This window comes from Streptomyces sp. NPDC025833 (assembly GCF_055558055.1).
Genome location: NZ_JBVHNF010000003.1, coordinates 397,796 through 415,075 on the forward strand (window position 1 = coordinate 397,796; position 17,280 = coordinate 415,075).

A 17,280-nucleotide genomic window follows, 5' to 3' on the forward strand; every position below is an offset into this window, starting at 1 on the left:
TGGTGGTGCCGCGGGTCAGGCGGCGGCGTGGCTGTCGCACCGCCAGCGGTCGCGGTGCTGCTCGCGGTACTGGCGTCCGGTCACCGGCCGGACCGTGAGCCGGGCGTCGGCGGCGCGGACGAGGTCGGCCGGGGTGGGGTTGAAGTGCTCGTGGGCCTGGCCTGCGGTGGCGAGCTTCGACTCGTCGGCCACGACGGCGGCGACGATGCAGCCGCAGGGGCGCTGCTGGAGCCAGATGGTGTCGTCCAGGTCGACGGGCTGGTCGACTGCGGCAGTGGGGGTGCGGGGCCGGTCCGCGATCGCGGTGAGCTTGCCGGCGAGGACGGTCTCCGGCTGGTCGGTGATCGAGGTGAGGGCGACCGCGGCGGTGACGATGACGTCGACCAGCTCGCCGGCGACCTGCTCCCGGGTGTGGGTGACGCCCTTGCGGGGGTTCTGGCCGGTGTAGCCGATCCAGGCCTGCGCGACCTCGCCGGCCTCCTCGACGAGCTTGAGGAGGCGGAGGGTGACCTCCTGCTGGGAGCGGCCGTTCTGCTGGTCGAGCCAGGCGGTGAGGTCGCGGATCGTGGTCCACTGGTCGGGGGTGAGCATCGGGGGTCTCCTTCAAGGTCAGGTGGTGGGGTGGCTGTCGTGGTCAGGTGCTGCCGCGGGGTCAGGCGGCGTCTTCGGCGCGCCACCGGTAGACGGTGCGGGGAGTAACGCCGATCAGTTCGGCGATCTCCTCGGGGGTGGCATCGCGTTCGCTGAGCCGGCGGGCGGCGGTACGGCGTCCGAGTCGGGTCAGCCCCCAGTCGGGGAGCCGGTCACGGACGACGAACTCGATGTCGGAGTCGTCCGCGGTCGACCAGGTCTTGCGGGCCCGATGCCAGGCGCTCACGGGGCGGGTTGGGTGTACATGGGCTGTTCGCCGCGGGCGGTGCGCTGTCGGTCGACGCGGGCGCGGACGACGGTGATCCACGCGGCGAGTTCGGCGGGCGGCATGTTGGCCCGGTGCAGAAGAACTACTGCGTGGCAGGCCCGGTCGAGGGGGCAGGTGCAGGCGAGGTCCTTGCCGCGGAGGAGGTGGAGGCTGGCGAGGCTGCCATGCGGGGGCTGGACGGGGAAGCTGTGCTTGCAGAGCGACACGGTCATGCTGCGGTCTCCTGTGCTTCGGCGTAGCGGCGGTCGTGGACGGTGGTGCGGGGGCGGCCGTCGTCGTGGCAGGGGCTGCCGGGGGTGGTCTGGCATTCGGGGCAGACGGCGGTCTGCTGCGCCCAGGTGCTGACGCGCTGGGGGTGCGGCTTGGGCAAGGCTTGGCCGGTGGTGCGGAGGGTGCAGGGTCGGCCGGCGGGTGCGTGGCAGTGGGGGCAGGCGATGGTGCGCGCGGGGTGGGTGGCGGTGCTGTGGATGAGGGCGCGGAGGCTCGCGGGCATGGGGGCGCCGGGCTGGCGGGTCATCGGGCTGCCTCCGTCCCGTCGAGCAGCGGCTCCCAGATCGCAGCGATGTAGCGGGCCTTGCGGGTCAGCCACTCGCGGATCGCGGGCTCGTCGGCCTTCGTGACGGGGCACTCGGTGGAACGGAGGATGGCCTTGCGCTGGAGCACCCAGTACACGTGCAGGGCGGGTTCCGGCATCTCGTCGCAGCCGCCGTCGTCGTGTCCGTTGCAGTCGGCCGGGCAGTAGTCGGCGGGGTCGGGGGTCTTCCAGTCCCAGCGGAAAACGGCGTTGAGGTCGTCATCCAGGTCGCCCCACTCGGCGTGGAACTCGGCCCACGAGCCGTAAGTGAGGTGCTGGCCTGCCTTATAAAAGTTGCCCTCGGCGCAGTAGTACGGGTGGGCGTACTCCCGGAGCGGACGGACGGCGGCGTTCATGCGGTCTCCTCGGTGTGCGGCTGGCTGGCGTCGCGGTGCTGCCAGAGGGGGCAGTGGAGGACGGGGAACCGGTACTGCTCGTACTCGGGGCCGTCGGGGTGGGTGCAGGACTCGTCGTCGTAGGGGCCGGCGTCCTGGTGGTGGACGCAGGTCTTGCAGCAGCGGAGCCGGGGGTTGGACCAGCAGCGGGTCATGTGGTCGCGGACGGCCTGCTGGTCGGCGCGGGTGAAGCGGCGGCAGAACGGGCACTGGTGCCGGGACACGACGACGGGCATGGGCAGGTCGACGTGGAGCCTGGCGTGGTCGGCGGGCTTGCGGGTGATCCGGTACGCGGCGTGCAGCGTCTTCGCCGCCTGCCCGGTGTCGACGGGACCGAACGGACCGTCGAGGCTGGGGGTGGAGGCGATGATGCTGGCGAGGCGGTGCCGGTTGTTCAGGCTGAGGCCATTCCTCGCAATGAAGTCGAAGCTGCCGAGGAGCCGGTTGGCGGTGTCGTAGTCGTCCCGGATCTCGGGGCCGAACTCGCGTATCAGCCAGGCAGCGAGGTCGGATTCGGTGACGAGGGGCTGAAAGCCGGTCATCGGGCGGTCTCCTGTATGCGGGCCGGTGGCGCTGGGTGGGCGGTGGGCGGTCATGCGTCGCCGAGTGGGAGTTCGGTCTGCTGGTCGGCGCGGGTCGCTTCACGGGCGGCGCAGCGCCGGCAGACCTCCGGGTAGTGGATGGCCAGGGAAGAACGCAGGGCCATCGCGGTCTGGAACTTGACGTGCTCAGCGAGGAGCCCGTGGGCGGCCATGTCGTCGATGGCCTCGTCGGTCATGAGGGGCTCGTCGAGGGGGACGTGGCAGCCGCAGGGGCATCCGGGTTCCCCGCCGATGCCGAGGGCGGCGGTGTGGGCCCAGCAGGCGTTGTGCTTGTGCTGGCGGCAGGCGGGGCAGATGTTCGTGTTCTCGCCGAAGGGGACGACGACCTTGCCGGGGCGGAGGGCGGAGTCTTGCGCGCGGTAGCCGCGGGAGCGGCCGGCTCCTCGGGTCATGCGGGCTCCTCGGTGAGGTGGCGGGAGGCTTCCTTACGGCGGGCTTCCTCGGCGGCCGGGTCGTGCCGGCGGCCACGAGCGGCGGCCTCACGAGACTCATGCGGATCACGCTCCCGGCCGCGGTTCGTACGGCACGGGCGGCCGACCGCGGCATGGCAGGTCGGGCACTCCCGACCAAGCGGTCCGGGACGACGGACAGCCGGCACCGGCTCAGGCGCGTCGCGTTCGGGGGGCTTCGGGATGGCGTCCGCGAAGCTCTTCACGAGCTCAGCCACCGGCCGGGCGGGGAGCGCGGGCTGATCTATGACCGGAGGCCGGTAGCCGTCGCCGGTGGCTTCGAGCTGGGCCCGGTAGTTGGCGATGTAGTTCGGGTCCCGGTCGCCGGGCGGGGGCTCGTACCGGAAGTCGTGGGTGCGTTCGGCGCGGATGGTGCTGATCTCGGCGGCGATTTCGGCTGGCGCGACGAACGGCTGTCGGCGGGCCACGCGGGCGGCGGCCTGCTGGGCGTCGTTCAGGGTGTAGGGCTTGAGGACGTCACCCCAGGCGTCTGCGGTGAACTCGTCGAACTTCTGCTGGGGGCACAGGGCCCGCACGTAGCGGCAGAGGACCGTGGCTTCCTGGCTGTTCATCGGCCGATCCCCGCTCGGTCGGCGGCCCGCTTCATGATCTTCACGCCGTCGGGGTGGTCGTAGACCGCGCGGGTGATGTGGTCGTGCCACGTCTGAAGGCTGTCGCGGGCCTGCTTCAGGCTGGCGATCTCCTCGCGGGCGTCCGCGAGCTGTTCCTCAATCGACTTGCAGGAGCACTGGTCGATCTCGGGGGTGATGACGCGGGTCATGCAGCCGGGGATGAGGAAGCGTCCGCCGCGGCCGTCGTCGTACCAGTGGCACGGCTGGGGGCCTTCCTCTTCCTCGGGCGGCAGGCCCTGCTCGCGGCGGATACGGTCGGCTTTCTCCTGGAGCGTTTCGGTGGTGAAGGCCCGGTCGTGGGACTGGCCTTGGCGGGGGCTCATGCGGTTCCTTCCTGGGTGTGGCGGGCCGCGGCTTCGTCTCGGGCTTTCGCGCGGGCCATGGAGCGCTCGAACCAGGCGTCGGTCTCGGACTGCTGGGCCTGCTGGCGGCCGGCGAAGGGGATGACGTTCCGGCCGGGGGCCGCGGGGAGGTTGCTGCCGATGTGGCCGCGCTCGGCTGCCCTCTTGGCGTCGTCGCGGATCCACTTCTGCCAGGCATCCGGCCACGACTTCCGGCGGGCACCAGTCGATCGGTAGTGGGAGACGAACTGGGCGGTGGAGTGGTCGACGTCGAGGCCGGGGTAGGTGGCGTGGGCCCAGCGGCGCATGGCGTCGTTCAGATGGAAGCCGTCGACCTCGATCGGGGAGGGCGCGAAAGCGTCGACAGGGGCGGCCGCTGCCTGCGACTGTGAGCCGGGCTGCTCCCTCTTCTGCGTTGTATCTGTGTGTTCTGCGTTTACTGCGTTATGGGGTACGGATTCTGAACCCCTGCCGGTGCGGAATGTGGACCCCCCCGGTACGGATTCCGCACCCCCCGGGGTCTTCTTTCCGGACCGGTTCGGATTCTGTACCGGTACGGATTCCGTACCCCCCTTGCGGGTGTGACCCTTGGCGCCGGGGATGCGGTAGCGGGTCTCGCCGTGCGGGCCCTTCTTGCCCTCTACGATCTCCAGCTCGCCCGATTTGAGGAGCGTGTCGACCGCCGTGATCACGGCGGTGCGGGACGCGTTGGCTCGGCGCATCAGGAAGGTGGTGCCGGCGTAGGCCGAGACGTCGGACCCGCTCGCCTTGTCGGCGATGGCCAGCAGTACGAGTCGCGGGGTGTTCTTGGCAGCGGAGTGCTCCCACACCCAGTCCTGCGCGTCGAGGCTCACTGGATCTCATTTCGTGTCTGTGCTGGTCAGGGCATGTCGATGAACGCCCCTGATCAGGGCGGCAGTTCGAGCGCCTTGCCTGCCTCTGATTCTACCCCGGGGTGTATAGTCACCCGCAATACATTCGGCATACGGTCATGAAGCAGGGGGTGTGTAGCGGGTGAGAGGTCAGCTACCCTGTCGACATGACGACGAAGGGAACCCCCGGCCGCATGGTCCGTATCGACGACGCGACCTGGGCCGCATACGGGGAGCTGTGCGAGGCGGAGGGCACGTCGCGAGCCGACGACCTGCGCCGGCACGCGCACGCCCGCGTCAACGCCTGGCGAAAGAAGCAGGCCATGGAGCGTCGGCTCAAGCACCTCAGCGACGAACCCGCTGACCACGACATCCTCTGATCGCATATCCCCTCCCTCCTCCGGGCCCCGCACCGTGCTGGTGCGGGGCTCTGCTGCATGCGTCAGGCGTCGGCTTCGGTGACCGGCCCGTGCTCGGCGACGAGGACCCGCCAGCGGATGAAGTGGCTGCCGGTCGCCGTCCACCGGGCACCCCGCTTCGACCAGCGGCGCCCAGCCCGGTCAGTGACCGCGCGGACCCCGGCCGGAGCTTGGAAACTGCCGGGCCCGTTCGGACGCCAGGAGCGGGCGGCCATCACGCGACCCGCCCGGCCTGCGCGGCGCGGGTGCCTCTCCACACGGCCACGGCGCTCTTCTCGCCCGTCGGCCGGCTGGACCGGTCAAACCCGCAGTGCTCCAGCAGCCCGTCCCGAACGAGGGCCTGCGTGAAGTTCCCCCAGTCCGCGCGCGGGTTCGGCGGCTCCGGCAGGTCGTTGTCCGCGGCAACCTCATAGGTCGTGAACCGGCGGCCGGTCCGGGCGGCCGCCACGAATGCGGGCCGCACGCGGTCGCACCACGAGTGGAAGTCGAGGACCGGCGCCGGAACGCTGCCGTCCAAGGCCGGCTGTATCGCCGCGGTCACCGTTGCCCACCCGCACACGTCGGGTCCGCCGCGACCACCGCGATCGCGGCGTACTTCGCGTCACCGTGGTAGGCGATGTACACCCGATTGCCGTGGTCGCACTTCGTGGCCGCGTTGGAGAAACCGTCAGGCATGCGGATCACGTCGGCCGGGCTGCCGTTGTCGTGACCCGAGCGGGGCGCGTCCTTGAACGGCTCCGACCACTTCGAGCAGCCGGCCAGCAGGCCGACGGCGGCGGCGCCGGCGAGAACAGCGGCGGTGAATCGGCGGGTGTTCTTCATGGGGTGGGGTCCTTTCACCGGTAGCGGTAGATCGGCACGACGCCTGTGCCGGGGCGGGCGGGCCGCCAGCCGCACGGCCGGCGGCCCGCGGTCACGCGGCGGCCTGCCGCTGCTCGCGTCGTTGCGCGGACAAGGCGTCCCGGCACGGCTGGCAGGTGGGAACATCGATCCGGCGGTGAATGCTCACGCCTGTCGGGGTGCCACAGAACCCGGTCCAGTCAGGGAAGGCCGCCGGGTCATCGACGGTGTCGTCGTCCCAGGCGCCGACCGGGGCCCAGCCGTTGGCCGCCGCCGTCTTCCGGGCCCGGGTGACACCGGCCGCGGTCGCCCCGTGCTCGGTGGGGTCTGCGCACCACAGCTCGTCGTACAGGGCGCGCACCTGGAGCGCACGGCGGACGAGAACGTGATCGCGCCGGAACATCTCACCGAAGTTGCTGGGGGTCATGCCGAGCCGGTCGGCGAGGTGCTGCTGCGGCCAGCCGCCGGCGACGAGGGCCTGCAGCCTGCGGCGGGTGCCGACCGGGTTGATCAGCGTGGACGGGGCGAGGTTCTTCAGGGTGGGTTCGACGGCGAGGACCGCGGCGGCGACGGCAGGCCGTACCTTTTCCTGCGGGCCGGTTCCTCGATCGGCGCGGCCGTTGACTATGGCCGCCAGACGGCTGCGGTGAACCTGGGCCGCGGCAGCGATGGCGCGGAGCCCCATGCCACACTCTCGGAGGTGCCGGATGTGAACGCGGACGGGCTCGGCGTCCACGTAGGGCTGCCAGGTGCCGCGCTGGATAGCGCGCTGCCGGTTGTCGTCGTACTGCGCGCGAGCCCAGCCGCAGGTGTAGCAGCGGCAGCCGTCGAGCCGGTAGCGGGCGTAACCGTGGGGACGCGCGCTCATGCGGCCACCGCCTCGGGGTGACGAAGCAGTTCCTGCTGCAGGTACTGGCGGGTGATACCGAGGCGCTCGGCGGCTTGCTCGCAGTCGAGACCACTGACCCGCATCAACTCGCGGGCATCATGGGCGATGCAGGCACCGCGATTCGACGCAGCCCCCTTGGCAAGCGCCATCTGTCGGAACCGATCCGGAGCGGGCAGATCCCTGCGCTCAGCCAGCCACGAGCTATGGGCCTGCTCGCAGCGGACGCACACCGGAATCTCGTTGACCTTGTGCGTCCACCAGCCGCGGTCGGTACCGCAGAACCCGGTCCACTCCGGGTGCGCGTTGGCGTCATCGATGGTGTCGTCATCCCAAGCGCCGGGCGGCGCCCAGCCGTGGGTACGGGCGACACCGACGACCTTCTTCCAGGTGCCGACCCGCACGCCGTGCTGACGGGGGTCCTGGTTCCACAGCCGGTCGTAGGCAGCGGCCACGGCCAGCGCGGTGATGCCGTAGATGCGAGGCTGGGCGAGGAGCTGGTTGACGTACACCGGGTGCCGGCCGATGTAGGGGCCGAGGCGGAGCTGCGGCCAGCCGTTCGCCATGAGGGCCTGGAGTCGACGATGCGTTCCGGTGGGGTCGACGTAGTGGGTGACGACGTTCTCGGCGCGGACGCTGAATATCTGCCGGGCGTTGTAGAGGCGGATCTTCTGGGTGGGACCGCGGCCCGGACCGCGGGTGTAGAGGAGGCTGCTGACGACGGCGAAGCCGATGCCGGCGTGCTGGGCGATCCGCTGGACGGAGACGCCGGCAGCCATGAGGTTGCGGACGTGGCGGCGGGCGGGCTCGGCGTCGATGAGTGGCCCCTTGGCGGGGTTGGAGCTCACGGCTTCTCCTTCCGGGAGTAGTGGGTGGAGGCGGTCGGGTTGCTGAGTTGGGTTTCAAGGCGTCGCACGCTGCGGCGGATACGGCCCTCGTGGACCTGGCGGGCGAGCAGACTGGCCGCGAGGACGAGGCCCAGAACGGTCACGTTGAAGATCACGCCGGGGAGGATCCACAGCACGAAGCCGATGACGGTGTTCACGAGCCGGCCTCCGGCCCGGGCTGCTCGTGGCCCTCCGCGCAGCGGACGATGTCCCCGTGCCGGGTGGCCGCGGTCTGCACCCCGCCGCACGGGGTGCAGGTGACGAACTCGGTGGCGACGATCGCGCCGTGCGGGCGGGCGCGATGCTGACCAGTCGGGGCGAGGATCTGCGCGGCGATCCGCAGCGGCGCGGGAAGCCGTCGGATGGTCTTACGGATCACGACACGAGCCCCTTCCTGTCCGGGCGGGTGTGCTGCCACCGGCTGCCGTCGAGGACCGCAGCGGTGTTCAGCCCGAGAGCGTCGTCCAGGCGGGCCTGGAGCTGGTCCGCGCGCCGCTTCTCCGCAGCCCACGCGGCGAGGACACGGGCGCCGACCTTGCCCAACCGGGCCACGCGCCGCTCCAGCGCCGCGGCGTACTCCGGGTCCGCCTCAGCCAGCACGGAGATCCGCTCGCCCAGCTCCTGGTTCCGGCCGTGCAGCCGACGGTTCGCGGCATCCGCCTCAGCGAGCCGCCGCACCAACTGCTCACACCGGAACTCCGCCTCAGCCACCCGGCCAGCAGCGTCGGCGGCGCCAGCCTGCTGACTCTCGACCTCAGCGCGGACCGCGGCGAGTTCCTCCTCGTGGCGGCGCCGAGTGACGAGTCCGAACATCACGCCTCACCCCCACGCTGCGCCGGGATCAGCGGCCAGTCGCCGCGCACCGTGGCCGCGCGGTCCTCCTTGCCGGGGGTGTGTCGGAAGTACTTCGCGAGCGACTCGGCCTGCTCGCGCGCCCACTCGATTTGCATGGCGTGCAACTCATCCAGGGTGGCGTTGCCGATCTCGCCACGGGTGGAAGCGATCCGCCACGCCACCCGGCATGCGGCGACCGCGTCCGCAGTCGCGTTGTGCGCACTGTCCAGCGCGACTTGGTAGTGGCGGCACAAGTCCGTCAGCGTCCGCTTGCCGGACCGGTACGGGTCGACGTGCTTATCCAGGACAAACGGGTCAACGACCCGCAGGTCCGTACCGACGATGTCGGCGAGCGGCCGGACGCCGTGCCGGCGGGCCTCCCGGTCGAGCATGGTCAGGTCGTATGCGGCGTTCATCGCAACGACCGGGATGCCCGAGAGGACGACCGCGGTCAGTGCGGTGACGACCTGCTCGACGACTTCCCCTGCCGGGCGGCCTTCGGCGCGGGCCTTCTCCGTGGTGATGCCGTGTAGGCGCGCGGCCGCCTCCGGGATGTCGACGCCCGGGTTGGCCAGCCACTCGGCCGGCGCGGCCGGGACGTTGCCACCGACCTGGACGACGCAGGCGGTGACGATGCGGTCGCGCTCCGGGCTGACACCGGTGGACTCGATGTCAAAACCGACGAGCCGGCCGAGGTACCACGGCGGCGCGCTGGTGTGGGTCTGCTCCATGCTGTGATCTCCTTGGAGGGGCCGCCCCCGCACTGCCCGCGGGGGCGGCCGAACTGTGTGCGGGCTACTGGGCGGGCGGCTGGGTGACGTTCGGCCAGGACTGCCGGCCGGGCTCGTCGTCCACGAACTCCGCGTCGATCGGCCCCTCGTCGTCCATGGCGTCGTCGCCGTCGTCCGGGATGTCCGCCTGCGGCTGCGGGAGCGCCGGGGCGAAGGCGGCGGACTGCTCGGCGGCGACCTCGGCCTGCGCGCGGAGCTGCTCACGCATGTACTCGGCGGAGGTCGGGACCCACTTGGCGAGGCGGCGGGCGGCCGTCTTCAGCCACATGGCTTCCTCGTTGGTGTTCCACGGGGAGAACTCGCTGTTGCGGCCGTCGGACTTGGCCTTGGCCTGCATGACCTGGGCGCGGTTGAGGATGACGACCTTGCTGGTGGCGCCGTCCTTCATGATCGCGTAGGCGTACACGCCGACGAGGTCGCCGCGGTCGCCGCCGAACCAGTCGACGTCATGGACAGGACGCTCGTCGCTGCCGATGACATACCGGAAGGTGTCACGCTGGCGGACGGTCTCGACGACGACGGAGGACACGGCGCCGGCTCGGTAGATCAGCTCGATGATGCCCTGGTAGCCGACGATCCCCTTGATGATCTTCTGGCCGCGGTGGGCCTTCGACTTCCGCGGGGTCAGGTAGAACTGCTCGGTGCCGGGCTCCAGGCCGAGCCGGGCGGCGGTCTTCAGCTCCCGCAGGAAGACCCCGATGTCGGTCTTGGCGGCCTGCTCCAGGTCCCGGTTGCCGCGGATGGCGCCGACGGCGAGCCGGACCCACTGGTCGGCGTTGACGTGGGAGGGGACGAGCGCGGCGTACTCCTCGCGGTACTGCTCGACCATGGCGCCGGGGCCGTTGTCGCGGACGGCGACGGCGTTGCTGACGGTGTTCTCGGTCATCGGTTCTCTCCGAGGTGGACGCGGGCGATGTCGTGGGCGTGTTCGATGAGGCCCTCGTTCGGGCCGGTGGCACGGATGCCGCCTGCTCGGGCGACGATGCGGCCGCACGTTTCGAGGAAGTAGGCGACGGTGGCGACGAGATCGGTTGGAAGCGACACTTCGTGCTGCGCCTTCTCGCAACTGTCGGCTCGCCTGGTCAGGTCAGCGGCCGCGATGAGGAGCTGCTCGGCTTCGGTCATCGGGCGTTCCTTCGGTTCCTGGCAGGGAGAAGCTGGTAGGTGGAGCCATCGCGGACCGTGCGGGTTGCGATCCGCTGCCGCTCGCAGACAGCGCGCTGGCCGGTGCCGATCGCATCCAGCAGCAAGCCCTTGCAGACAGTCAGCTCGTCCTCCGCCAGCCAGGCCGCGTCCTGCGCCGCGTGGAAGCGGTCGCGCAACCTGGTGGGGATCTCGACGTCGACCAGGTCAAGACCCTCGGGTATCTCACGAATGGCCTGGTAGGTCGCGGAGTGACCATCGATGTCCGGGCGCACATCGCGGGCGAGGTCGTCCATGAACCGGGCCGCCGCATCCCGCAGCAGCCGCGCCTCGGTCTCGTCGTACTGGACGACGTACTCGCGGTAGTCCGACAGCCCGACCAACACGGCAACGTGGCAGGTGGCCAGACCGAGAACGTCGAGGTACCAGAGGCACTGCGTCCGATACCAGACCGGGATCTGGTCGGTGCCTTCCTCACCCCAGCCCTCATCGTCGTAGGCGGTCTTCGCCTCCAGCAGGGAAGCCGGCTCGTCCGTCCCAGGCGTGTACAGCAGCCGGTCCGGGTTGGCGATCTGCCACGGCCTACCGGCCGCCGTGTACGTCGCGGAGTTGTGGACGATCCACTCCGGGTGCAGCTCGGCGAACTCCGAGCAGATGGTGGGCTCGTGCTTCTTCCCCCACCGCATCTGCGGGCTCTCCTCGACCGGCCCGATCAGCCCCTGCTTGCGGTGCCAGAGGGAGAACCGGGACTCGTACGGGGAGAGACCGAGGACGGCGGCGATCTCGCTGCCACCGATACCTTGCGCGCGGGCGGCGTGCCAGTCGGGGCTACCCGGCTCGAACCATCCGACGAGGATCGGGCCGGCGGCCGGGGCCTGGGCCCCGGCCTGCACGGACGTCGTCATCCGGCATCACCGCCCGCCGTGCGGCGCAGCCGGATGCCGTACCGGCCCTCGCCCAGCGGCTGCCAGTAGCTACCCGGGGCCGTCGTGTATCCGTAGTCGGCGTGCAGCAACTCGCTGGCGGCCTCCGGGGACCACTCGGCGATGTCCAGCCGCGGGAACGAGACGGGGACGTGCCCCTCCGGGTGGGGGTCGCGGTGGACGGCGATCACGTAGGCGGTCTCGACGGGGCTGGCCACCGCGGTGAACTTGTCCTGTGTGGTGTCGTCGGCGCTCACGGGCGGCCGTCCTTCCTCGCGTTGAGCGTGTAGAACCGGTCGTTCCAGGAGCCGTGCTCGGCGAGCACGCCCTGCCGGGCGAGGTACTGCAGATCACCCCGCGCCGTGGCCCGGGACGGCCCCCATCCGTTCTCGCGGTAGAGGCGCATCACCTCACCGGTGCGGTACTGGCCGGGTTGGCGGCGCATGGTGCGGAGGAGCCGTTTGCGGCGTTCCTTGGCGCTGCTCACCGGGCCGCACCTCCCGGGTGCGGTGCGCACGCGATCCCGACCAGGCAGACCCCGGCCGCGGCGAGGACCCCCGCCGTGCCGGCCGCCGGCCCGGCAAACGGGACCGCGGCAACCAGGGACACCAGCGCGGCGACCGCGGTAGTGACGGCCCAGTGCAGCGCCCAGCGGGCGGTACGACGGGCGCTCATGCCGCACCCCGCTGACCCGCCAGCAGACGCTTCGGGTTGAACCGCGACAGCCTGCGCGCCACCACGATCAGCTCGTCCAGCAGACGCCGCGAGTCCGGGATGGACACCTCGACCTGCGCGGTGTCCATCGCCGCAGCGTCCTCGACCTTCTCGATCGCCGCGTCAAGGTCGCCCTCACCACGCGGCCCGCAGACCACCTCAGCCAGCGCGTCAAGCACGTCGATGACCGCGTCCCGGTCCTTCGGCTCCGCCCAGTGCTGGACGAGCTGGACGAGGGTGTCGGTACGGATCTGGTCGACGCGGAGCACACCATGGAGTTCGTTGGCGCCGAGGCTGAACGACAGGCTGGGCTTCTTCGAGTGGTTCACGGGGTCACCTCGACGGTGGGAACGGAGAGAAGGAGAAGCAGGCCAGCGACAGTCACAGCCGCGCGGCGACGGACGTCCCGGGCGGCATACCGGCCGTTGGTCACCTCGACCAGCAGCCGGTCACCCACCGCCCGCCAGTCCGACACCAGCCAGTAGTCCGCGCCGGCCCAGACGACGACCGGCAGAGAGACGGCAGCACTCGCGCCGACACCCAGCGACAGGCACGCCAGCCAGTCCGCGAGACTCACGGCGGTGCTCATTCGTCGGCCCCCTCACCGGCCACAGAGGCCTCCGGGCCGGGTGCGGTGTTGTGGGCGTGCTGGGCCTCGGCGATCGCCCGCCACCGGCCGCACGTCGCCTCTACCTCGGCCAGCGCCACGTCGGCGGGCGCGTGGGTGATAGCGGACGCGGCCAGCTCGTCCAAGAACTCGGCCCGGTCCTCGTCGTCCATCAGCTGCGCCCACGGCAGCGCCGGCGGGTACGACGTCCGCTCGACCAAACCCTCGGCCGCCGCGCGGACCGACTCCACCCACTCGGGCACCGGCAGCGGGTCCTCCCACCGGGCCGCCTGCTGCTCGGTCTTCTTGCAGAGGTCGAGTACCGAGTCGATGCACCGGGAGAGGTAGGCCATCTCCTCCGCGACCGTCGGCTCCTTCCCGACGTACTTCGCGAGCTCCGACTCCACCCCGGCCAGACGGTCCCGGTTCGTACGCAGCGCCTCCGCCGCCTCGGACAAGGACTCGTTCGTCGAGTGGCGCTCCGCCTTCAGCGCGGCGACCTCAGCCCGCAGGCTGTCCACCTCGGCGAGCAGGGTCGACGCGATCTGGTGCAGGGCCCGCTCGGTCCCGTTGTCGTACGTCGCCGTCGACCAGGTCTTGGTGCGCTCGCCGTACTGGGCGAGCCTCACGCGGGCCACGTCAGGCGTCATCGGCGTCTCGCTCATGCCCCCACCGCCGCGCCCGCGGAGACCGCCGAGACCAGGCACGTGCCCCACACGTTGACCTTCACGTCCCGCCACGTCGCGTACAGCGCCACCGACAACGACGGACCCGCGTCCGGCGACGAGAACTCGTGCACACGGACCGTGCCACCGAGAACCGCGGCGTACGTCCGCAGCACCTCGCGGATGTCATAGCCGGCGTGCAGGTCCACCGTCCCCGACAGGAGACCGTCCCGCTCCACCGACCAACGAGCCGCCGCCAGTTCGGGGTGCTCCTGCAAGAGCTGAGTCAGCGCGATCGCCGCACTGAGTTGAGTCTGCGATGATGTGCCCATCGCGTGGGCCTCGCTTTCTGTGATGGGTGAGGTTCGCCGATCAGGGGTCGCCAGGCCGGTCAAAGCGGGCGGCCCCTCGGCGCGTCATGGGGTAGGTCAGGCGGCGCGGGGCGCCGGCGTGGTCTTCGCGGGAGCCGCCTCCAGCGGCTGAGCGAAGATCCGGCGGATGATCTCCACGACCTCAGGTGTGGGCTCCGGCGCGGCGTGGGCCACCTCGTGGATGTGCGCAATGACGTCATCGCCGAGGAGCGCGCGGCGCTCTTCGCGGGTCATGCGGCGGCGCCGAGCCGGACGCGCTTGATGACCGTGCGAAGGTCGATGTCGTAGGCCTCGGCGAGTCGCATGGCCGAATTCAGGTCAGGCTGTGCCGTGCCGTTGAGGTAGCGGTAGACGGACGACTCGGGGATCCCAGTACGTCGGCTGATCGCGTAGCCGCTGCGGTCGCCGTGGTTCTTCGCGATGTAGCGCAGCTTCGTGATGTTGAGGCGGAACACGTAGTCACTCCCCTCTTGCGCAGGGTCGTCGCTGGTAGCAGGAGGTTCCTTGCTCACGAGGGAGACTCTGCCATGAATAAACCCTCCCTGGCAAGGGAGCTTGCTTGCCAGGGAGGGGTGCGGTTCGGGGTGGACGTATGTTCGTTTGGTGCCGCGACCTGCGTTGACGCAGGTCAGTGACTTGATCACAACCCTTGCGAGCAAGGGAATCTGTGGCTACTCCCTAGATAGGGAGGTACAGTTCCTGGATATGACCGACGCCACCCCCCGCGCACGACGCTTCGCCGACCTCGTCGTGCCCGCCGCTGAACGCGCCGGCTACACCGGCTTCGGCGCCAAGGCGCGCTTCGCGCGAGATACCGGCATGCCTGACAGCAGCGTCACCCGGCTATGGCAAGGAACTGCCGTACCGGACGCCCGGTTCTACGAGGCGATCAGCGAAGTTACCGGCATAAACCTCGGAGTGCTCCTCACCGAGGGGCTCGGCCTCCCGCCTGAATCACTCCAGTCACTGTCCGAAACGGATCGATCGCAGGTACGATCAGCGCTTACTCCCGAGGAGGCCGCTGATCGTCTGGGCATCCGTGACGAAGTCGGACGGGAAGTGTTCTTTGCAACCATCCGACGCCTCAAACGTCTCGAAGATGACACCTCCGACGATCACCCGGCTGACAACGGAGGGGCAGCAGCACAACTGTGATGCGGGGGTACGAATGGATTCCAAAGGCAGTACGCGAGTCACCAACAGCACGGCGGCAGTAACAACCCTCGCAGGACTCGCGCTCATCGCCTGGGGAATACCAAGTGACCATCTCCCCGCCGCCGTCGGCGGCCTGTGCCTGACACTGTCCTCCCTGACAGCGTTCGCTCTCGTCCTCATCCGGTCGTGGATAGTCGACACCCGAGACGTACGCCAGGCACTCGCCGCCACCCAGCGCGAGGCACAGTCCCGAAAGGACACCTACCTCGCCGCCCAGGCCGCCCTCGAAATCGAGCAGGGTCGCCTGAACCGCGACGCCGCCGCCGAACGCCGGCGCATCGCCAACACCCTGGCCCAAGAGCGAGAAGCGATGCGCGCCGAGTTCGAAGAGAAACGAGCCACGCTGATCGCCGAGTCAGTGGAAGCGGCCTTCTACATGTACCGCAACGGCAAGTTCGCGCCCGACACCACGAGCAGCAGCGGCCGACTCATCAGGTTCCCGCAGAAGGACCGAGACGCCGCTCCAAAGGGTGAGAGGTCCCGCGAGCACGGGGTCGTGGGCCCCTGAACCCCGGCGTCCCTATAAACGCCAACTGGACTCGTCCCGGCTCGATCTTGTGCACACCCGGCCGTGACGCCTTGAACAGTCGCACCGTCACCAGTTGCCGGATCGCCTCCCTCTTCTTCTCCAGCGTCAGCTTCTCCCACGCTGCATCGACATTCACGGCCGCCAGCAACTGCTGGACGAGCAGCGGCAAACCGGTCGCGGTCTGAAGCTTCTGCTCCAGCTGCTCAATCTTCGGCAGCAGATCCAACTCCGTATTCGACAGCGCCGCCAGAGAGAGCAGGGGCCGGCCGCTCTCGTTGCGCGTCCGGGCAAGCCGCCGCGCCTCTTCCAGCTCCTCGCCATAGACCGCGAGCAGTTCCTGCGCCTGCTCGACGTCCTTCCGCTGCTGCGCCTGGTCCGGGATCAGCGCCGCCCGCGCCGCATCCTTGTCGCGTAGCCACTCCAGGAGGCCCTCCTCTACGTACGCATCGAGCAGTGACGTGCGGATGCGCACGTTGCGGTTAGGTTTGCACTGGTAGATGGGCGCCTTGTCGCTGTGCCGCTTGTCGCCTTTCAGGACAGGGCCGTCTAGGCATTCGCCGCACACGGCGAGGTGAGAGAGAAGAGACGCGGCCCGGGAATCGTACTGTCCGCCGCGGGCAGGGTCGGTGAGGATCTTGGTGACGCGGCGGAACAGGGCTCGGCCCTCGGCGTCATCCAGTCCCCGCAACGGTGCCCACATCGCCTTCGTCGACTTACCGTGGTGGACCCGCTCGCCGAGGTACACGCGATTGAGCAGCATGTACTTGACCGAGTTGTCGTTCCACTCGGCACCGTCCGGGCGGGCAGCGTCCGGGTTCCGCTTCAGCTCTTGGACGAGTGAGTGGAGCGATCCACCGCCGTCGACGTGCTGGAGCGCTCTGACAACGATCGGGCCGTGCGTCTTGTGCTCGTACTGTCCGAGCAGCTCCCCGGTGTTCGGGTCGTACCGCCGGTAGTAGCCGAACGGGATCTTCCCCCAGACGCCGCCCTTCTCTGCTGTCTGCCGGGCCGTGCGGACGTTGCGGTCCCGGATGCCCTCGACCTCGTCCTCCGCGGCGATGGCGTCCTGCGCGGTGGCCTTGCGGTCCTCCCTCTTGCTGAGGTCGTAGACGGTGTTGTTGTAGCAAAGCAGCACGCCAGCGTGGTAGCAGGCGTTGCGGAGCCGCACGTACGCCTCAAGGTCGCGGTAGTAGCGGGAGGCTTCGTAGGCGACGCAGATACGGATGACGCCGGGGAGAGACGGGCCGTTCTCGATGGCGTCCAAGAGCGCCTCGAAGTCGTCGCGATCACGGCGTGCGTGCCGGCTGGCACTAAGGCCAGCGTCCTTGAACTCCTCGATGATGTGCCACTCGAAGCGCTCCGCGAGGGCTCGGCCGTCGTGCAACTGGGCTTCGACGGACCGGCCTTTCTTCTTCGGATCCCGGCTGTTTCGGCCGTACAGGAGGGCGTGAAAGGCGACGCCGGGATGGACCATGTGCAGGTACTCGGGCGCGAGCGGCATGCGCTGAGGCTAGCCATCAAGCGAGGGATCTGGAAGGGATTCGCCGACGCCGCCCCCGGGCCCTCGGCGCACGAGAACGCCCGCCGGCCCTTCGGCGACCGGGTGCGCTGAGCCGCGGCACCGCTCACCCGGCCGCCCGGCGGACGGCCGCGGCGCGCGGACGTGTCATCA

Annotated in this window: 34 protein-coding genes; 3 read left to right on the plus strand and 31 right to left on the minus strand. The window is 70.1% G+C overall.

Annotated features, from left to right (window positions below; genetic code table 11):
• Positions 1-15: 15 nt before the first annotated feature.
• The 10 genes from ACZ4K2_RS07060 to ACZ4K2_RS07105 form a co-directional block, all read right to left on the minus strand.
• Positions 16-591 (minus strand): MazG-like family protein, encoded by a 576-nt coding sequence (locus tag ACZ4K2_RS07060; RefSeq protein WP_467474514.1) that lies wholly within the window; start codon positions 589-591, stop codon positions 16-18.
• Positions 592-652: 61 nt separating this feature from the next.
• A complete protein-coding gene (locus ACZ4K2_RS07065; RefSeq protein ID WP_467474515.1) occupies positions 653-877 on the minus strand; it encodes a helix-turn-helix domain-containing protein in 225 nt (74 codons plus the stop codon).
• Positions 874-1,131, minus strand: a complete 258-nt coding sequence (locus tag ACZ4K2_RS07070) for a DUF4326 domain-containing protein (protein ID WP_467474517.1) — start codon at positions 1,129-1,131, stop codon at positions 874-876. Before ACZ4K2_RS07070 ends, ACZ4K2_RS07065 begins: the two co-directional genes overlap by 4 nt.
• A complete protein-coding gene (locus ACZ4K2_RS07075; RefSeq protein ID WP_467474519.1) occupies positions 1,128-1,436 on the minus strand; it encodes a zinc finger domain-containing protein in 309 nt (102 codons plus the stop codon). Before ACZ4K2_RS07075 ends, ACZ4K2_RS07070 begins: the two co-directional genes overlap by 4 nt.
• Entirely contained in the window at positions 1,433-1,849 is a 417-nt protein-coding gene (locus ACZ4K2_RS07080; RefSeq protein ID WP_467474521.1) for a hypothetical protein, read from the minus strand. Before ACZ4K2_RS07080 ends, ACZ4K2_RS07075 begins: the two co-directional genes overlap by 4 nt.
• Positions 1,846-2,430, minus strand: coding sequence for a hypothetical protein (locus ACZ4K2_RS07085; RefSeq protein WP_467474523.1), 585 nt, complete (start codon positions 2,428-2,430; stop codon positions 1,846-1,848). Before ACZ4K2_RS07085 ends, ACZ4K2_RS07080 begins: the two co-directional genes overlap by 4 nt.
• Positions 2,431-2,480: 50 nt before the next feature.
• Positions 2,481-2,882 (minus strand): hypothetical protein, encoded by a 402-nt coding sequence (locus ACZ4K2_RS07090; RefSeq protein ID WP_467474525.1) that lies wholly within the window; start codon positions 2,880-2,882, stop codon positions 2,481-2,483.
• Positions 2,879-3,511, minus strand: coding sequence for a zinc finger domain-containing protein (locus ACZ4K2_RS07095; protein ID WP_467474527.1), 633 nt, complete (start codon positions 3,509-3,511; stop codon positions 2,879-2,881). Before ACZ4K2_RS07095 ends, ACZ4K2_RS07090 begins: the two co-directional genes overlap by 4 nt.
• On the minus strand, positions 3,508-3,894 hold the full coding sequence (locus ACZ4K2_RS07100) for a hypothetical protein (protein WP_467474529.1): 387 nt from the start codon (positions 3,892-3,894) through the stop codon (positions 3,508-3,510). The genes ACZ4K2_RS07095 and ACZ4K2_RS07100 overlap by 4 nt, the downstream gene beginning before the upstream one ends.
• Positions 3,891-4,766, minus strand: coding sequence for a hypothetical protein (locus ACZ4K2_RS07105; protein WP_467474531.1), 876 nt, complete (start codon positions 4,764-4,766; stop codon positions 3,891-3,893). Before ACZ4K2_RS07105 ends, ACZ4K2_RS07100 begins: the two co-directional genes overlap by 4 nt.
• 185 nt (positions 4,767-4,951) lie before the next feature.
• Here ACZ4K2_RS07105 and ACZ4K2_RS07110 point away from each other — a divergent pair, with 185 nt between their 5' ends.
• Positions 4,952-5,164, plus strand: a complete 213-nt coding sequence (locus ACZ4K2_RS07110) for a hypothetical protein (RefSeq protein WP_467474533.1) — start codon at positions 4,952-4,954, stop codon at positions 5,162-5,164.
• A gap of 253 nt (positions 5,165-5,417) precedes the next feature.
• Here the strand turns inward: ACZ4K2_RS07110 and ACZ4K2_RS07115 are convergent, their stop codons facing one another.
• The 20 genes from ACZ4K2_RS07115 to ACZ4K2_RS07210 all read right to left on the minus strand — a co-directional run bounded on the left by ACZ4K2_RS07115 (position 5,418) and on the right by ACZ4K2_RS07210 (position 14,376).
• Positions 5,418-5,744, minus strand: coding sequence for a hypothetical protein (locus tag ACZ4K2_RS07115; RefSeq protein ID WP_467769948.1), 327 nt, complete (start codon positions 5,742-5,744; stop codon positions 5,418-5,420).
• Positions 5,741-6,025: a hypothetical protein gene (locus ACZ4K2_RS07120; protein ID WP_467474536.1), complete on the minus strand. Its 285-nt coding sequence runs from the start codon at positions 6,023-6,025 to the stop codon at positions 5,741-5,743. The genes ACZ4K2_RS07115 and ACZ4K2_RS07120 overlap by 4 nt, the downstream gene beginning before the upstream one ends.
• 91 nt (positions 6,026-6,116) lie before the next feature.
• Entirely contained in the window at positions 6,117-6,911 is a 795-nt protein-coding gene (locus ACZ4K2_RS07125; protein WP_467474538.1) for a hypothetical protein, read from the minus strand.
• Positions 6,908-7,777 (minus strand): hypothetical protein, encoded by an 870-nt coding sequence (locus ACZ4K2_RS07130; protein WP_467474540.1) that lies wholly within the window; start codon positions 7,775-7,777, stop codon positions 6,908-6,910. The genes ACZ4K2_RS07125 and ACZ4K2_RS07130 overlap by 4 nt, the downstream gene beginning before the upstream one ends.
• Positions 7,774-7,974 (minus strand): hypothetical protein, encoded by a 201-nt coding sequence (locus ACZ4K2_RS07135; protein ID WP_467474542.1) that lies wholly within the window; start codon positions 7,972-7,974, stop codon positions 7,774-7,776. Before ACZ4K2_RS07135 ends, ACZ4K2_RS07130 begins: the two co-directional genes overlap by 4 nt.
• Positions 7,971-8,195: a hypothetical protein gene (locus ACZ4K2_RS07140; RefSeq protein ID WP_467474543.1), complete on the minus strand. Its 225-nt coding sequence runs from the start codon at positions 8,193-8,195 to the stop codon at positions 7,971-7,973. Before ACZ4K2_RS07140 ends, ACZ4K2_RS07135 begins: the two co-directional genes overlap by 4 nt.
• Positions 8,192-8,629 carry a hypothetical protein gene (locus ACZ4K2_RS07145; protein WP_467474545.1) on the minus strand — a complete coding sequence of 146 codons (438 nt, stop codon included), beginning with the start codon at positions 8,627-8,629 and terminating at the stop codon, positions 8,192-8,194. Before ACZ4K2_RS07145 ends, ACZ4K2_RS07140 begins: the two co-directional genes overlap by 4 nt.
• Positions 8,629-9,381, minus strand: a complete 753-nt coding sequence (locus tag ACZ4K2_RS07150) for an exonuclease domain-containing protein (RefSeq protein WP_467474547.1) — start codon at positions 9,379-9,381, stop codon at positions 8,629-8,631. The genes ACZ4K2_RS07145 and ACZ4K2_RS07150 overlap by 1 nt, the downstream gene beginning before the upstream one ends.
• 64 nt (positions 9,382-9,445) lie before the next feature.
• Positions 9,446-10,327 carry a recombinase RecT gene (locus tag ACZ4K2_RS07155; RefSeq protein ID WP_467474549.1) on the minus strand — a complete coding sequence of 294 codons (882 nt, stop codon included), beginning with the start codon at positions 10,325-10,327 and terminating at the stop codon, positions 9,446-9,448.
• A complete protein-coding gene (locus tag ACZ4K2_RS07160; RefSeq protein ID WP_467474551.1) occupies positions 10,324-10,566 on the minus strand; it encodes a hypothetical protein in 243 nt (80 codons plus the stop codon). Before ACZ4K2_RS07160 ends, ACZ4K2_RS07155 begins: the two co-directional genes overlap by 4 nt.
• Positions 10,563-11,489 carry a YqaJ viral recombinase family nuclease gene (locus tag ACZ4K2_RS07165; protein WP_467474553.1) on the minus strand — a complete coding sequence of 309 codons (927 nt, stop codon included), beginning with the start codon at positions 11,487-11,489 and terminating at the stop codon, positions 10,563-10,565. Before ACZ4K2_RS07165 ends, ACZ4K2_RS07160 begins: the two co-directional genes overlap by 4 nt.
• Positions 11,486-11,764, minus strand: coding sequence for a hypothetical protein (locus tag ACZ4K2_RS07170; RefSeq protein WP_467474555.1), 279 nt, complete (start codon positions 11,762-11,764; stop codon positions 11,486-11,488). The genes ACZ4K2_RS07165 and ACZ4K2_RS07170 overlap by 4 nt, the downstream gene beginning before the upstream one ends.
• Complete coding sequence (locus ACZ4K2_RS07175) at positions 11,761-11,994, minus strand: hypothetical protein (protein ID WP_467474557.1); 234 nt, start codon at positions 11,992-11,994, stop codon at positions 11,761-11,763. Before ACZ4K2_RS07175 ends, ACZ4K2_RS07170 begins: the two co-directional genes overlap by 4 nt.
• Positions 11,991-12,182: a hypothetical protein gene (locus ACZ4K2_RS07180; RefSeq protein ID WP_467474559.1), complete on the minus strand. Its 192-nt coding sequence runs from the start codon at positions 12,180-12,182 to the stop codon at positions 11,991-11,993. The genes ACZ4K2_RS07175 and ACZ4K2_RS07180 overlap by 4 nt, the downstream gene beginning before the upstream one ends.
• Positions 12,179-12,550: a hypothetical protein gene (locus tag ACZ4K2_RS07185; protein WP_467474561.1), complete on the minus strand. Its 372-nt coding sequence runs from the start codon at positions 12,548-12,550 to the stop codon at positions 12,179-12,181. The genes ACZ4K2_RS07180 and ACZ4K2_RS07185 overlap by 4 nt, the downstream gene beginning before the upstream one ends.
• The gene (locus tag ACZ4K2_RS07190; protein ID WP_467474563.1) at positions 12,547-12,810 is read right to left on the minus strand and encodes a hypothetical protein; all 264 of its coding nucleotides are present in this window, start codon (positions 12,808-12,810) and stop codon (positions 12,547-12,549) included. Before ACZ4K2_RS07190 ends, ACZ4K2_RS07185 begins: the two co-directional genes overlap by 4 nt.
• Entirely contained in the window at positions 12,807-13,493 is a 687-nt protein-coding gene (locus ACZ4K2_RS07195; protein ID WP_467474565.1) for a hypothetical protein, read from the minus strand. Before ACZ4K2_RS07195 ends, ACZ4K2_RS07190 begins: the two co-directional genes overlap by 4 nt.
• Positions 13,490-13,825, minus strand: coding sequence for a hypothetical protein (locus ACZ4K2_RS07200; protein WP_467769949.1), 336 nt, complete (start codon positions 13,823-13,825; stop codon positions 13,490-13,492). Before ACZ4K2_RS07200 ends, ACZ4K2_RS07195 begins: the two co-directional genes overlap by 4 nt.
• Positions 13,826-13,921: 96 nt before the next feature.
• The gene (locus ACZ4K2_RS07205; protein ID WP_467474568.1) at positions 13,922-14,098 is read right to left on the minus strand and encodes a hypothetical protein; all 177 of its coding nucleotides are present in this window, start codon (positions 14,096-14,098) and stop codon (positions 13,922-13,924) included.
• Complete coding sequence (locus ACZ4K2_RS07210; protein WP_467474569.1) at positions 14,095-14,376, minus strand: helix-turn-helix domain-containing protein; 282 nt, start codon at positions 14,374-14,376, stop codon at positions 14,095-14,097. Before ACZ4K2_RS07210 ends, ACZ4K2_RS07205 begins: the two co-directional genes overlap by 4 nt.
• 193 nt (positions 14,377-14,569) lie before the next feature.
• Here ACZ4K2_RS07210 and ACZ4K2_RS07215 point away from each other — a divergent pair, with 193 nt between their 5' ends.
• Complete coding sequence (locus ACZ4K2_RS07215) at positions 14,570-15,019, plus strand: hypothetical protein (protein WP_467474571.1); 450 nt, start codon at positions 14,570-14,572, stop codon at positions 15,017-15,019.
• A gap of 13 nt (positions 15,020-15,032) precedes the next feature.
• Positions 15,033-15,587 carry a hypothetical protein gene (locus tag ACZ4K2_RS07220; protein WP_467474573.1) on the plus strand — a complete coding sequence of 185 codons (555 nt, stop codon included), beginning with the start codon at positions 15,033-15,035 and terminating at the stop codon, positions 15,585-15,587.
• Here the strand turns inward: ACZ4K2_RS07220 and ACZ4K2_RS07225 are convergent.
• Positions 15,511-17,109, minus strand: a complete 1,599-nt coding sequence (locus tag ACZ4K2_RS07225) for a recombinase family protein (protein WP_467474575.1) — start codon at positions 17,107-17,109, stop codon at positions 15,511-15,513. The two genes, ACZ4K2_RS07220 and ACZ4K2_RS07225, sit on opposite strands and share 77 nt — an antisense overlap.
• Positions 17,110-17,280 lie beyond the last annotated feature (171 nt).